Annotated in this window: 11 protein-coding genes; all 11 read right to left on the minus strand. The window is 63.0% G+C overall.

What is annotated here, in order from left to right:
• Nucleotides 1-16 precede the first annotated feature (16 nt).
• Nucleotides 17-1,264, minus strand: coding sequence for a site-2 protease family protein (locus tag FJ946_RS17805; RefSeq protein WP_140564184.1), 1,248 nt, complete (start codon nucleotides 1,262-1,264; stop codon nucleotides 17-19).
• A 718-nt stretch (nucleotides 1,265-1,982) separates the two neighbouring features.
• Nucleotides 1,983-2,666, minus strand: a complete 684-nt coding sequence (locus FJ946_RS17810; RefSeq protein WP_181165304.1) for an ABC transporter ATP-binding protein — start codon at nucleotides 2,664-2,666, stop codon at nucleotides 1,983-1,985.
• Nucleotides 2,663-3,949: a lipoprotein-releasing ABC transporter permease subunit gene (locus FJ946_RS17815; protein ID WP_140516404.1), complete on the minus strand. Its 1,287-nt coding sequence runs from the start codon at nucleotides 3,947-3,949 to the stop codon at nucleotides 2,663-2,665. Before FJ946_RS17815 ends, FJ946_RS17810 begins: the two co-directional genes overlap by 4 nt.
• Nucleotides 3,946-5,274 carry a proline--tRNA ligase gene (gene proS, locus FJ946_RS17820; RefSeq protein WP_140495593.1) on the minus strand — a complete coding sequence of 443 codons (1,329 nt, stop codon included), beginning with the start codon at nucleotides 5,272-5,274 and terminating at the stop codon, nucleotides 3,946-3,948. The genes FJ946_RS17815 and proS overlap by 4 nt, the downstream gene beginning before the upstream one ends.
• Before the next feature lie 631 nt (nucleotides 5,275-5,905).
• The gene (locus FJ946_RS17825; RefSeq protein ID WP_140495592.1) at nucleotides 5,906-6,190 is read right to left on the minus strand and encodes a DUF1467 family protein; all 285 of its coding nucleotides are present in this window, start codon (nucleotides 6,188-6,190) and stop codon (nucleotides 5,906-5,908) included.
• A complete protein-coding gene (mce, locus tag FJ946_RS17830; RefSeq protein ID WP_140495591.1) occupies nucleotides 6,187-6,591 on the minus strand; it encodes a methylmalonyl-CoA epimerase in 405 nt (134 codons plus the stop codon). The genes FJ946_RS17825 and mce overlap by 4 nt, the downstream gene beginning before the upstream one ends.
• Before the next feature lie 109 nt (nucleotides 6,592-6,700).
• Nucleotides 6,701-8,371: a ribonuclease J gene (locus tag FJ946_RS17835; RefSeq protein ID WP_140495590.1), complete on the minus strand. Its 1,671-nt coding sequence runs from the start codon at nucleotides 8,369-8,371 to the stop codon at nucleotides 6,701-6,703.
• A gap of 94 nt (nucleotides 8,372-8,465) precedes the next feature.
• A complete protein-coding gene (locus FJ946_RS17840; RefSeq protein WP_140495589.1) occupies nucleotides 8,466-9,287 on the minus strand; it encodes a biotin--[acetyl-CoA-carboxylase] ligase in 822 nt (273 codons plus the stop codon).
• A gap of 4 nt (nucleotides 9,288-9,291) precedes the next feature.
• Entirely contained in the window at nucleotides 9,292-10,728 is a 1,437-nt protein-coding gene (gene nuoN, locus FJ946_RS17845) for an NADH-quinone oxidoreductase subunit NuoN (RefSeq protein ID WP_140495588.1), read from the minus strand.
• Nucleotides 10,729-10,747: 19 nt separating this feature from the next.
• The gene (locus FJ946_RS17850) at nucleotides 10,748-12,253 is read right to left on the minus strand and encodes an NADH-quinone oxidoreductase subunit M (protein WP_140495587.1); all 1,506 of its coding nucleotides are present in this window, start codon (nucleotides 12,251-12,253) and stop codon (nucleotides 10,748-10,750) included.
• The gene (gene nuoL, locus FJ946_RS17855) at nucleotides 12,253-14,226 is read right to left on the minus strand and encodes an NADH-quinone oxidoreductase subunit L (RefSeq protein WP_140516407.1); all 1,974 of its coding nucleotides are present in this window, start codon (nucleotides 14,224-14,226) and stop codon (nucleotides 12,253-12,255) included. The genes FJ946_RS17850 and nuoL overlap by 1 nt, the downstream gene beginning before the upstream one ends.
• Nucleotides 14,227-14,234 lie beyond the last annotated feature (8 nt).

The following is a 14,234-nucleotide window of genomic DNA, read 5'->3' on the forward strand; positions in this document are numbered from 1 at the left end:
ACGCTTCCCGGACAGCTCAGATCAGCCGTGCCGACGCCCAGAGCACTCCATAACCGTGGATGAGGAACACCGCCAGCAGCGCGCCGGCGATGACGAAACGGTCGGCTGTGCGGATCGGCTTCAGTTCGTGGCGCGGCTTCACCCCGCTGCCCGCGGTCAGAAGGCTTAGGATTGCAAAGACCGCGCCGGCCACGAGCAGAAAGCCAATGGAAAAGCCGGCCCGCCAGCCAAGCGCCAGGAAGGCCGAGAGCAGGAAGAAGGAGGCCAGCGCCAGCGCGACCGGCCCTGGGCAGATCTGGCGCAGCACCTGGCCGCCATCGAATTTCCACACCGGCACCAGATTGGCGATGTTGAAGAGCGCAGCACAGCCCGCCAGTGTCGCCAGCAATGTCGCGGTAAGCCAGTGCCCTTCCGCGCTTGCAAACGTGCTGCCCATCATCGCCAACGGCACCAGGAAAGCAGAGAACCCGGCGCCCATCAGCGCCACGAACGCAACTTCGAAACGGCTGTCATAGGGCCGGCCGCCAATGGCGAGGCCGCCGAGCAGCGGGATGAAGATCATGCGCGCCCTGCGATGGCCCATCAGGCGGAATGCCGCCATGTGGCCGAGCTCGTGCAGGGCGACAACGGAAGTCAGGATCGCGGCCAGAGCAAGCCCGCCGCGGTGAAGCCCGAAGAACGGCCACAGGATGAATGCCGAGAGAGCGGCGAAGCCGAGCTGGCTCAGCGGATGTTCGAACCAGCCGCCCTTGCGATACCGCCCTGTCCTGGCCCAGCCATCCAGCTTGGCGAGTTCGCGGCGCATGGCGAAATAGCGGAACGCCAGGAAGGCCACGCCGCGGTAACGGTCGGTCTGGGTGAGCGTAACCCGGGTGGCCTCGCCAATCGAGACCAACTGCGCGGTTTCCCGATAATGCGCCCAGAAAGACGGATCGAGCGCCGTGTCCTCGATGACGCGCATCGAAAAGCACCTGCCATGCACGACATTCTCGAGCAGGGCCTTGCGTTCGATCGGCAGGCCGTCCCGGCCCTCCCAGGACATTCTGGTGCGGACCACTCCCTCGCCCAGCATCTCCGCCGAGAGGATTTCGCCGGACCAGCCGGCATTGCTCCCGAGCGGCCACAGCGCCTGCCACAGACGCTGCCGGTCGGCCGCGACCGTGCGGCTGAGCCTGATTGTGCGCAAACCAAGCGGCACGCTCATCAGGAGAAAAATCAGCCCTAGATTGCTGGCCACGAGGAAGGCGGCGACGATGGGCGACACGCGGCGCTCCTGCTTTCAGGAGCGACACCCTAGCGCCATGGGCGGCAAGAAAGGCTTAACGGCAAAGCGGACTTTCGTCCGCCGGAACAGCGACGGCAGAGACAGTCACCTCACATGGCTCCGATCCAGATCGCCATGGAAATGAGGAAGGTGCTCATGCAAACCAGCGAGATGACATCCTGAACCAGATCGGTCATAACTCTCTCCTGTTGTTGATATGTTCGCAATTTGTTCTAATTTTGTTTCAAAGTCAACGAGCGGAATCCGTCCGCTGCCGGAATTTTCGAGCGATCAAACCGGCAGGGTTAAGAAAAGGTTGACGGCGCGGGACCTATCAACAGGTCAGGAAGATGTCGGCGACGCTATCGTCAGTTAGCGTATGGGATGAGCGCCTGCTTGCACTCAACGTCAGTCGAGACAATAGTGGGTAAGCTAAGACTGCCGAGTGATGGACGTGAGGCAACACCAAGGCGCCAATCAAGCTGATCGCTGGCGAAAGCGCATGAGGCAAGGCCACCGGTGGCGCCTCTCGCGCAGCTTTGTAACCTGGCTGCTCATCCTGGTGATGATCGCGATCTCTTCCACCCTGATCGCACTGAAGGCTCATTGGCGGTTCTGATCCCGGAGGGATCAGTATCCCCGACGGGAAACTAAACCCGCGGAAATCTCGCTGGACGTTGTTAAGGTTGGACCCAATCTCGCAGCGGACATCAGAGTTCTACAGCGGCACCACCTTGCCCTCGGCCAGGGTGACGCGCCGGTCCATGCGCGCTGCCAGCTGGTGATTGTGGGTGGCGATCAGCGCCGCGAGGCCCGATTGCCGCACCAATGCCTCCAGCGCCTCGAACACATAGGAAGCAGTGACCGGGTCGAGATTGCCGGTCGGCTCGTCCGCCAGCAGCACCAGCGGCGCATTGGCGACCGCACGCGCGATTGCCACGCGCTGCTGCTCGCCGCCCGACAGTTCGGACGGCCGGTGCGATGCACGCTTGCCGATCTGCATGTAGTCGAGCAGCTGCGCCGCGCGCTCGGCCGCCTCCTTGCGCGGCAGACCTTTGATGAGCTGCGGCATCATGATGTTTTCCAGCGCCGAAAACTCCGGCAGCAGATGGTGGAACTGGTAGACGAAGCCGACATCGTTGCGGCGGATCGAGGTGCGCTCGTCATCGGATAGCCGGCCGCAGGCCCGGCCGGAGAGAATCACGTCGCCGGCGTCGGGCCGTTCCAAGAGCCCTGCCGTATGCAGCAGCGTCGATTTGCCGGTGCCGGACGGCGCCACCAGCGCCACCATCTCGCCGCGCTTCAGCGAGAAGTCCGCACCGTTCAGAATGGTGAGCTTGCGCGGCCCCTGGACATAGTGCCGCTCGACGCTCTTCAACTCGATAATGGCCTGCGCCATCATTCGTACCTCAGCGCTTCGACCGGATCGAGGCGGGCCGCCCGCCATGCCGGAAACAACGTCGCCAGGAAGGACAGGCCGAGCGCCATGATGACGACATAGGTCGTCTCGCGCGGATCCATCTTCGCCGGCAACTGGCTGAGGAAATAGAGCTCCGGATTGAACAGCACCTTGCCGGTCATCCAGGAGAAGAACTCGCGGATCGATTCGATGTTGAGGCAGATGATCACGCCGAGCAGCACGCCGGCGATGGTGCCGGTGACGCCGATCGCCGCGCCCGTCATCAGGAATATGCGCAGGATGGCGCCGCGCGAGGCGCCCATGGTGCGCAGGATGGCGATGTCGTGCCCCTTGTCCTTCACCAGCATGACCAACCCGGAGATGATGTTGAGCGCCGCCACCAGCACGATCAGCGTCAGGATCATGAACATGACGTTGCGCTCCACCTGCAGGGCGGAAAAGAAGGTCTCGTTGCGTTGCCGCCAGTCGACGAGGTCGATGGGTCGCTGCGCCGCTTCTTCCACCTTCGGCTTCAGCGCGTCGACATCATCGGGATTGTCGACATAGATCTCGATCGTCTGCGCCCGTCCGTCCATGTTGAAATAAAGCTGCGCTTCCGAGAACGGCATGTAGACGATGGAGGCGTCATATTCCGACATGCCGACTTCGAAGATCGCCGCGATCTTGTAGCCCTTCATGCGCGGCGTCGTGCCGAGCGGCGTCACGTCGCCGTCCGGCGAGATGAGCGTGATCGTGTCGCCGAGCGCCAGGCCGAGATTCTCCGCCATGCGCTTGCCGATGGCGACGCCCTCGCCCGTGTCGAAATCGGCGATCGAGCCCTGCTTGATGTTGCTGGCGACGATGGCGATCTTGCCCAGGTCCTCGCCCCTGATACCGCGCACCAGCGCGCCGGAGCCGCCGCCGACATTGCCTTGCGCCAGCACTTGGCCGTCGATCAGCGGAATGGCGTATTTGACGCCGGCCACGCCGTTGATGCGGCCGGCGACCTGCGCATAGTCCTCAAGCGGCGAATCCAGCGGCTGCACGATCAGATGGCCGTTTACGCCGAGAATGCGGGTGAGCAGCTCGGCCCTGAACCCGTTCATGACGGCCATCACCACGATCAGCGTCGCCACCCCCAGCATGATGCCGAGGAAGGAGATCGAGGCGATGACCGAGATCACCGTCTCCTTGCGTCGCGAGCGCAGATAGCGCCACGCCACCGTGCGTTCGAAGATGGAAAACGGTCCGGCGCCTGCCGGTCTCGCTGCCGCCGCCTCGCTCATGCGGCGGCACCGAAGCGTTTTTTCGCATCGGCGATCGGCAGCGTCACGCGCTCGCCGGTCTTGCGGTTCTTGATCTCGACCTCGCCGGCGGCCACGCCGCGCGGTCCGACGATCACCTGCCAGGGCAGGCCGATCAGGTCGGCGGTGGCGAACTTGCCGCCCGGCCGCTGGTCGGTGTCGTCATAGAGCACATCCTTGCCGGCGGCAGTGAAAGCTGCGTTGAGTTCATCGCAGACACGGTCGCAATCGGCATCGCCGGCTTTCATGTTGATCAGGCCGATGTCGAACGGCGCCACCGCTTCCGGCCAGATGATGCCGTTCTCGTCATGGCTGGCTTCGATGATCGCCGCAACCAGCCGCGACGGGCCGATGCCGTAGGAACCGCCGGAAGCGAAATGGTCCTTGCCGTCGGGCCCGGTCACCTTGGCGCCCATCGGCTTGGAGTATTTCTCGCCGAAATGGAAGATATGGCCGACTTCGATGCCGCGCGCCGAAACCTTGTCGCTGTCGGGAACCTCAGCCCAGGCCGCTTCGTCATGCATTTCGTCGGTCGCGGCGTAAGGCGTCGTCCAGGTCTTGACGATGCCTGATATCTCGGCGTCGTTGGAGAAATCGGTGTTGGCTCCGGGCACGCCGAGCGACAGATAATCGCGATGGCAGAACACCTGGCTCTCGCCGGTGTCGGCCAGGATGATGAATTCATGGCTGAGATCGCCGCCGATCGGACCGGTGTCGGCCCGCATCGGGATCGCCTGTAGGCCCATGCGGGTGAAGGTCCGGAGATAGGACACGAACATCCTGTTGTAGGCGGCTCTCGCGCCTTCGAAGTCGAGATCGAAGGAGTAGGCATCCTTCATCAGGAATTCCCGGCTGCGCATGACGCCGAAGCGCGGCCGCACCTCGTCGCGGAACTTCCACTGGATGTGGTAGAGGTTGAGCGGCAAGTCCTTGTAGGACTTTACATAGGCGCGGAAGATCTCGGTGACCATTTCCTCGTTGGTCGGGCCGTAAAGCATGTCGCGGTCCTGGCGGTCCTTGATGCGCAACATCTCCTTGCCGTAGTCGTTATAGCGGCCGCTTTCGCGCCAAAGGTCGGCCGACTGGATGGTCGGCATCAGGATTTCCAGCGCGCCGGCGCGGTTCTGTTCCTCGCGGATGATCTGGCAGACCTTGTCCAGGACCCGTTTGCCCAGCGGCAGCCAGGAAAAACTGCCCTGCCCCTGCTGGCGGATCATGCCGGCGCGCAGCATCAGCCGATGCGAGACGATCTCCGCCTCGCGCGGATTCTCTTTGAGGATGGGCAGGAAATAGCGCGACAAACGCATGGACTGGTCCGTGAATGAGGAGGCCGCGCCAGAATCGGTGCGACGCAGGCTTGCTTGCCCCGGCTTCATAGCCATTTCATGGCGCAATGGGAACCCGGACGCATCGACCCGGAAATCGGAAATTCAGCTTACGAACGGCGTGGCGCGCGGAATGAAAACGTTTTGAGCACCCCTCGCGCGCGCCGCGAATGCTGGACGATCGAAGGAGCCACGGTTGCATAAAACGCCCGGCTGGTGGTTTCCCAAGCAAAGCCTGCCGTACTATTGTGCAGTGCAGCACGAGAATGCCCGTTTCAAGGCAAAATTCTTCGTGACATTTTCATTTCCGTTGGGCTAATGTGCCCCGATAACCGAGAGAGCAGAGAAAAATCTGTTCTCCTACGCGGTCAAAGTCTTGGGAGGATGCGATCTAGGCGCGGTTACTCGCTGCCGCCGGAAACCGGAAACAGATCGGACGCGTTTAAATTGCAAGGCCTTGTGCCTTGCATTTTTTTTGTGCAATCACCTGCTTAGCGCAATGCGTTGCCAAACCACCTTACCCTGCGTCATGATTTTTGAAGCCTGAACAGATGAGCCGGCGCCGAATGGCGGCATGACCTCGCCCGAAGCGCAAGAGCCGGTTTGAATGCTGCTATTTTGCCGTGGCCTGGCCGAATTCCGGCACGATGTGCGGGATGTCGTTGAGGCTATATCCCAGCCCGTGCGTCAGGCCGTAGAAAATGCCCATGAGCACCGCCGTGGCGACGGTGGTGCGGATCACCGCACGCAGCATATGTGGTCCGCGCGGCGCGCTAGGCACCGTGCCCAGCGTCACGTCACGATCGTCATCCTGCGTCCTGACGCTGAACGGCAGAACGGCAAACAGCACCACCCACCAGGTCGCGAAAAACAGTGCGGTGAACGAAACCCAGCTCATGGTTGCTCCAGTTCGATCAGCGTGCCGAAGAAATCCTTCGGATGCAGGAACAGCACAGGCTTGCCATGCGCGCCGGTCTTCGGCTTGCCGTCGCCCAGAACCCGGGCGCCGGCCGCCTGGAGCCGGTCCCGCGCGGTAAGGATATCGTCGACCTCATAGCAGAGATGGTGCATGCCGCCCGACGGGTTCTTCTCGAGGAAAGCCGCGATCGGCGAACCCTCGCCGAGCGGCTCCAGCAACTCGATCTTGGTGTTGCCGACATTGACGAACACCACGGTGACGCCATGCCCGGGCAGCGCCTGTGGTTCGCTCACTTCGGCGCCTAGCGTGTCGCGATAGCAAGCGACAGCCGCAGCCAGATCCGGCACCGCAAGCGCGACATGGTTCAGGCGTCCAAGCATAGAGCGCTCCGCTTTAGGGGAGTAAGGGAGTAGGGAAACAAGACAGAAGAAAAGCAACGGCTCATTCTCCCCTACTCCCCTACTGCCTTATTCCCCTATTCCCTATTCGTCACCGCGTGACAAATACAGTCACCAGCGGTTTCTTGCCCCAGGCTTCGTTGGCGGCGCCACGTACGGCACGGCGTACCGCCTCCTGCACCAGATCGAGGTCTTTTCGGCGCTGACGGGGGATGGAGTCCACCGCGCCGATTGCCGCATCGATCATCAGGTCCTCCAGCGTCTCGCCTCTGGCGTCGGCCTCGGCGACGCCGATTGCGACCAGATCGGGATCGCCGGCGAGCTCATACTTCTCGTCCAGCACCACATTGACCGCGACATGGCCGGCAAAGGACAGTTTGCGACGGTCGCGAATGCCCATCGCCTGGTCGGTGCCGATCAACCTGCCGTCCTTGTAGATGCGGCCGAACGGCACCTGGTCGATGATCGTGGCAGGGCCGGGAGCAAGCCGCAGCATGTCGCCGTCGCGCACCTGCGCCACCTGGCCGATGCCCGACGTCGACATCAGCGAGCCCTGCGCCACCAGATGCGCGGCCTCGCCATGCACTGGAACGCCGATCTGCGGCCGTACCCATTCATACATCTTGCGCAATTCGCTGCGCCGCGGATGGCCGGAGACATGAACCAGCGCATCGCCGTCCTCGATGATCTTGATGCCGAGATCGACGAGGCGGTTCTTAATTTCGAGGATCGCCTTCTCGTTGCCGGGAATGGTGCGCGAGGAAAACACCACCGTGTCGCCGGCCGTCAGCGACACCGACTTCATCTCGTCGCGCGAGAGCTTGGCAAGCGCCGCCAGCGGCTCGCCCTGGCTGCCGGTGCAGATGACGACCAGGTTTTCGCGCGGAATGAAGCCGAAATCCTCCTCGGCGATGAACTCAGGCAGACCGTCCATGTAGCCGAGTTCGCCGGCGACATCGATGACGCGCTTCAGCGACCGGCCGAGCACCAGGCACTGACGGCCGGCATCGCGCGCCGCCTTGGCGATGGAAACGATACGGCCGACATTGGACGAGAAGGTGGTGACGGCGACGCGGCCCTTGGCGGCCTGGATAACCCCTTTCAGCCCCTCGCCGACCGCGACTTCCGATGGCGATTCGCCTTCGCGCATAGCATTGGTCGAATCGCAGACCAGCGCCAGCACGCCCTTGTCGCCATAGGCGCGGAACCGTGCTTCGTCGGTCTTGGGTCCGATCGTCGGCGCCGGGTCGATCTTCCAGTCGCCGGTGTGGATGACGGTGCCTGCCGGCGAGGTGATGGCCAGCGACATCGGTTCGGGAATCGAATGCGCGACCGGGATCGCCTCGATTTCGAACGGACCGACAGTGAATTTTTCGCCCGCGCGGTAGATGGTCAGCGGGATCTTCGGCGCGCCCTGCTCGCCCTGGCGCTTGGCTTCCAGCAGCCCGGCGCTGAACGGCGTCATCCACACCGGCGCCTTGAGCCTCGGCCAGATATCCAGCAGCGCGCCATAGTGGTCCTCATGCGCGTGGGTGATCACGATACCGCGCAAATTGGCGATGTTCTCTTCGATGAAGCGCGTGTCGGGCAGGATCAGGTCGACGCCCGGATGCGCCGCGTCGGGAAAGGTGACGCCGACGTCGATGACGATCCATTCGCGCGCGCTCGGCGGACCATAGCCGTAGAGAGCGAAGTTCATACCGATCTCGCCGACGCCGCCCAGCGGCACGAAGACGAGTTCGGCGTTTTCCGCTTTCGCCATGATTTTTTCCTTCCTGGCCCTCAGGCCAAGCCATTGAAGCAATTCCGGGAAAAGTCTGTAACGGTTTTCCGTCTGGAATTGCGCAAAAACAAAACTATACCCGGGCGGATGCGACCGCGCCGAAATGCACATCGCCGGCGGCGATCGTCAAAACCGAGCCCTCATCGTCGCGGATCACGAAACGGCAGTCCTCGTCAATGGTCTCGAACACCCCGCGCACCACATTACCGTCAATTCTGACAGCAACCTCGCCGCCAAGCCCTGCCGCGCGTGCCAGCCAGCGCCGCCTGACGGCGGCAAGTCCCCGCCCGTCGTCCCACAGGCGGGCATTCTCGCTCCAGGCATCCGACAGCGCCAGGAACAGCGTTTCGGCATCGCATGCCGCACCCAGTGCGTGAAGCGACGTCGCGGGATACGGCAAATCCTCAGGGTACGCCACAACATTGACGCCGATGCCGACCGCCACCGCGAAACGGCCGCCGTCCAGCATGGCCGATTCCAGCAGGATGCCGGCGAGCTTGGCGCCGGAGGCGAGCACGTCGTTCGGCCATTTCAGCTCGAAACGGTTCTTGCCTTCCTTGCCGCCGTCGAGGCCGATGGCGATCCGGCCCGCCGGCACCACGGCATCGAGCGCATCGGCCAGCGCCAGGCCGGCGACGAAACCGAGCGTCGCGGCGAGTCGAAGCTCGCCCCCGGTGAGGACGAGCAGCGTCGCCGCCAGATTTCCCTCGGGTGTCGCCCAGACGCGGCCGCGCCGCCCGCGCCCGCTTTCCTGTTTCTTGGAAACGACCCACAATCTGCCGGGGTCGCCGGCCCGGGCGTGATCCAGCGCCAGCGCATTGGTGGAGCCGACGCTGTCATGCGCCTCCAGCCGGAATCCTTCCGACGCCGAGGTTGGAGCCAGCCGAAATGCCATCCCGTCAGAAAAATGTCTTGGCGGCGGCTTCGGCATAGGTGCCGATCGGCCCGCCGATCAGCACATAGAACAGCACGAAAGCGCCGGAGACACCGAGTACGAGGCGCAATTCACTGGCCATCGGCACAAAGCCGCCGACCGGTTCGTCGAACCACATGATCTTGATGATGCGCAGGTAATAATAGGCGCCCACCACCGAGGCCAGCACGCCGATGATCGCCAGCGCGTAGAGGTTGGCATTGATGGCGGCGAGGAAGACGTACCACTTCCCCCAGAAACCGGCGAGCGGCGGGATGCCGGCCAGCGAGAACATCAGGATGGTCAGGATTGTCGCCATGATCGGGTTGGTCGAGGACAGGCCTGCCAGGTCGCTGATCTGCTCGACATTGCCTTCCTTGCGCCGCATGGCGAGGATGAAGGCGAAGGTGCCGAGCGTCATCACCAGATAGATCAGCATGTAGATGGCGACGCCGCGCACGCCGGCCTGGCTGTTGGCGGCAAGGCCAACCAGCGCGTAGCCCATATGGCCGATCGAGGAATAGGCCATCAGGCGCTTGATATTAGTCTGGCCGATCGCCGCGAAAGAGCCGAGCGCCATCGACGCGATCGAGATGAAGACGATGATCTGCTGCCAGTCGGAAGCGATCGGCTTGAACGCGCCCATGGTGACGCGCACGATCAGCGCCATAGCCGCCATCTTGGGTGCCGCCGCCAGGAAAGCCGTCACCGGTGTCGGCGCGCCCTCATAGACGTCGGGCGTCCACATGTGGAACGGCACCGCCGAGATCTTGAAGGCGAGGCCGGCCAGCACGAAGACCAGGCCGAAGACGAGGCCAAGCTGGCGCTCACCGCCGCCCAGCGCCGTCGCGATCTCCTGGAACCCGGTGTTGCCGGTATAACCATAGACCAGGCTGATGCCATAGAGCAGCATGCCCGACGACAGCGCGCCGAGGACGAAGTACTTCAGGCCCGCCTCGGTCGAGCGCAGGTTCTCGCGGTTGATCGCGCACAAGACATAGATCGCCAGCGACTGAAGCTCGAGGCCGAGATAGAGCCCGATCATGCCGTTGGCGGAGATCATCAGCATCATGCCGAGCGTGCACAGAAGGATCAGCACCGGATATTCGAACTTGTCGAACCGCTCCGCCCTGGCGAAGCGCATCGACATGATCAGCGTCACCGCCGAGCCCACCAGCGCCAGCAGCTTCATGAAGCGGGCAAAGGAATCCTGGATGAAGGCATTGCCGTAGGCGCTGCCCTGCCCGGTGGAGAAGATCAGCCAGGCGCCCGATATCACCAGCACGGCAACGGCAAGGCCGGTCACGGTGTTGGCGGTGTTGGCGCGCGAATAGGCCCCGACCATCAGCAGCGCGAGCGCGCCGATGGCAAGGATCAGCTCGGGCGTCGAGAGCGACAGGCTGGAGAGAAGGTCCGGCGTCATGGTTCGCAAAACCCCTGGGTCAGTTCGCCGCCGCGGTCTGCGCGGCGCCGATGGATGCGGTGACATTGGTGACGAGCGACTTGACCGACTGGGCCGTCGCGTCGAAGACGGGAGCGGGATAGACGCCGAAGAAGATGACCAGCACAACCAGCGGATAGATGATCGCCTTCTCGCGTGTCGACAGGTCGAGCAGGCCCTTGAGGCTGTCCTTGGTCAGCGCGCCGAAGATCACCCGGCGGTAGAGCCAAAGCGCGTAGGCGGCCGACAGGATGACGCCGGTGGCAGCGAAGAACGCCACCCAGGTATTGACCCGGAACACGCCGAGCATGGTCAGGAACTCGCCGACGAAGCCTGACGTGCCCGGCAGGCCGACATTGGCCATGGTGAAGATCAGGAACACGGTGGCGTATTTCGGCATGTTGTTGACCAGGCCGCCATAGGCGGCGATCTCACGCGTGTGCATGCGGTCATAGATGACGCCGACGCACAGGAACAGCGCGCCCGAGACCAGGCCGTGGCTGAGCATCTGGAAGATCGCGCCCTGCACGCCTTCCTGGTTCATGGCGAAGATGCCCATGGTCACGAAGCCCATATGGGCGACCGACGAATAGGCGATCAGCTTCTTCATGTCCTCCTGCATCAGCGCCACCAGCGAGGTGTAGATGATGGCGACGACCGAAAGTGCGAAGACCAGCGGCGCGAACATCTCGGAGGCCAGCGGGAACATCGGCAAGGAGAACCGCAGGAAGCCGTATCCGCCCATCTTCAACAGAATGGCGGCCAGGATCACCGAACCGGCTGTCGGCGCCTCGACATGCGCATCCGGCAGCCAGGTATGCACCGGCCACATCGGCATCTTCACCGCGAAGGAGGCGAAGAACGCGAGCCACAGCCATGTCTGCATGTTGGCGGGGAAATTGTGCGTCAACAGCGTCGGGATATCGGTCGTGCCGGACTGGTAGAACATCGCCATGATGGCGAGCAGCATCAGCACCGAGCCGGCGAGCGTGTAGAGGAAGAACTTGAAGGAGGCATAGACGCGGCGCTTGCCGCCCCAGACGCCGATGATGATGAACATCGGGATCAGGCCGGCTTCGAAGAAGACGTAGAACAGCACGATGTCGAGCGCGCAGAACACGCCGATCATCAGCGTTTCGAGCAGCAGGAAGGCGATCATGTAGGCCTTGACGCGCTTCTCGATCGCTTCCCACGACGCCAGGATACAGAGCGGCATCAGGAATGTGGTCAGAATGACGAACAGCATCGAAATGCCGTCGACGCCCATATGGTAGGAGATGCCGGAATCGAGCCAGGCGACCTTCTCGACGAACTGGAAGCCGGCTTGCGAATTGTCGAAGCCGGTCCAGATGAACAGCGAGACGATGAAGGTGAACGTCGTCGTCAGCAGCGCGATGGCGCGGATGTTGCGGCGTGCGTTTTCGCTGTCGTCGTTGATGAACAGGATGAGCAGCACACCAACCAACGGCAGGAAGGTGACCAGCGAGAGAATTGGCCAAGCGGTCATCAGAGCATCATCCAGGTGACGAATGCGGCAACGCCGATCAGCATGGCGAAGGCATAGTGATAGAGATAGCCGGTCTGCAACTTGACGACGCGGTTGGTGACATCGACGACGCGTGCCGAAATGCCGTCAGGCCCGAGACCATCGATGACGGTGCCGTCGCCGGTCTTCCACAGGAAGGAACCGAGGCGTTTGGCCGGCCGCACAAAGAGGAAGTCATAGAGCTCGTCGAAATACCATTTGTTGAGCAGGAAGGCATAGAGCCCGCGATGCTGGGCGGCCAGATTGACCGGCATTTCCGGCGAGCGGATGTAGAACTTCCACGCCAGCGCCAGGCCGATCAGCATGGCGATGAACGGCGACAGCTCGACCCATAGCGGCAGTTCGTGGATGTCGTGCAGGATGTGATTGTCCGGCAGTGTGAACAGCGACGCCTTCCAGAATTCGGCATAGCCTTCGCCAATGAAGGCACCGTGGAAGATGATGCCGGCAAACAGCGCGCCCGCCGCCAGCACGAACAGCGGCACCAGCATCACCGGCGGCGATTCATGGACATGGTGCATCACCTCATGGCTCGCCCGCGGCCTGCCGTGGAAGGTCATGAAGATCAGCCGCCAGGAATAGAAGGAGGTGAAGCCGGCGGCGATCACCAGCAGCACGAAGGCGAGGCCCGCCACGGAATTATGCCCGGCAAAGGCCGTCTCGATGATGGCATCCTTGGAGAAGAACCCGGCGGTGCCGATAACGGTGACCGGAATGCCGACGCCGGTCAGCGCCAGGGTGCCGATTACCATCATCCAGTAGGTCGTCGGGATCAGCGTCCTCAGGCCGCCCATCTTGCGCATGTCCTGCTCGTCGGAAACCGCATGGATGACCGAGCCCGAGCCGAGGAACAGCAGCGCCTTGAAGAAGGCATGCGTGAACAGGTGGAAGATCGCCGCACCATAGGCGCCGACGCCGAGCGCCACGAACATGTAGCCAAGTTGCGAGCAGGTCGAATAGGCGATGACGCGCTTGATGTCGTTCTGGACGAGGCCGACGGTCGCCGCGAAGAAGGCGGTGAAGGCGCCGATGAAGGTCACCACCGTCAGCGCCGAATGCGACAGCTCGAACAGCGGCGACAGCCGCGCCAGCATGAACACGCCGGCCGTCACCATGGTGGCGGCATGGATGAGCGCCGAGACCGGCGTCGGGCCTTCCATGGCGTCCGGCAGCCAGGTGTGCAGCGGCACCTGCGCCGACTTGCCCATGGCACCCATGAACAGCAGCAGGCAGACGATCGTCATCGCTGCCTGCTTATCCAGCGCATAACCGAGGAAGGTCAGCACCGCAGCACCTTGCGGGGCGCCTTCAGCCGGGATGAACGTCGCCGCATTGGCGAAGATGGTGCCGAGATTGACCGAGCCGAACAGCACGAACACGCCGAAGATGCCGAGCGCGAAGCCGAAATCGCCGACGCGGTTGACGACGAAGGCCTTGATGGCCGCGGCGTTGGCCGAGGGCTTCTTGTACCAGAAGCCGATCAGCAGGTAGGACGCCAGGCCCACCCCTTCCCAACCGAAGAACATCTGCACGAGGTTGTCGGCCGTCACCAGCATCAGCATGGCGAAGGTGAACAGCGACAGATAGGCAAAGAAACGCGGCCGGTTCGGATCGTGGTGCATGTAGCCGATCGAGTAGATATGGACCAGCGCCGACACGGTGTTGACCACCACCAGCATGACCACCGTCAGAGTGTCGATCCTGAGCGCCCAGGACGCCTCCAGTCCGCCGGACTGGATCCAGCGCAGCACCGGCACGGTGAACACCTCGCCATGGCCGAAGCCGACGGTGAAGAAAGCAACCCACGACAGCACCGCCGCGATCACCAGGAAGCCGGAGGTGATGTATTCGGACGCCTTGGCGCCGAGCGACGTGCCGAACAGGCCGACGATCAGGAAGCCGAGCAGCGGAAGGAAGACGATGGCCTGGTACATGGTGGTTC

Origin of the sequence: Mesorhizobium sp. B2-4-7 (assembly GCF_006442685.1) — a bacterium.
GTDB lineage: Bacteria > Pseudomonadota > Alphaproteobacteria > Rhizobiales > Rhizobiaceae > Mesorhizobium.

What these genes read in the sequence shown, in the direction of transcription:
- nuoN (WP_140495588.1), bottom strand. Translation starts at nt 10,728, where the DNA reads ATGACGCCGGACCTTCTCTCCAGCCTGTCGCTCTCGACGCCCGAGCTG.
- proS (WP_140495593.1), bottom strand. Translation starts at nt 5,274, where the DNA reads ATGCGTTTGTCGCGCTATTTCCTGCCCATCCTCAAAGAGAATCCGCGC.
- FJ946_RS17815 (WP_140516404.1), bottom strand. Translation starts at nt 3,949, where the DNA reads ATGAGCGAGGCGGCGGCAGCGAGACCGGCAGGCGCCGGACCGTTTTCC.
- FJ946_RS17840 (WP_140495589.1), bottom strand. Translation starts at nt 9,287, where the DNA reads ATGGCATTTCGGCTGGCTCCAACCTCGGCGTCGGAAGGATTCCGGCTG.
- mce (WP_140495591.1), bottom strand. Translation starts at nt 6,591, where the DNA reads ATGCTTGGACGCCTGAACCATGTCGCGCTTGCGGTGCCGGATCTGGCT.
- nuoL (WP_140516407.1), bottom strand. Translation starts at nt 14,226, where the DNA reads ATGTACCAGGCCATCGTCTTCCTTCCGCTGCTCGGCTTCCTGATCGTC.
- FJ946_RS17850 (WP_140495587.1), bottom strand. Translation starts at nt 12,253, where the DNA reads ATGACCGCTTGGCCAATTCTCTCGCTGGTCACCTTCCTGCCGTTGGTT.
- FJ946_RS17810 (WP_181165304.1), bottom strand. Translation starts at nt 2,666, where the DNA reads ATGATGGCGCAGGCCATTATCGAGTTGAAGAGCGTCGAGCGGCACTAT.
- FJ946_RS17825 (WP_140495592.1), bottom strand. Translation starts at nt 6,190, where the DNA reads ATGAGCTGGGTTTCGTTCACCGCACTGTTTTTCGCGACCTGGTGGGTG.
- FJ946_RS17835 (WP_140495590.1), bottom strand. Translation starts at nt 8,371, where the DNA reads ATGGCGAAAGCGGAAAACGCCGAACTCGTCTTCGTGCCGCTGGGCGGC.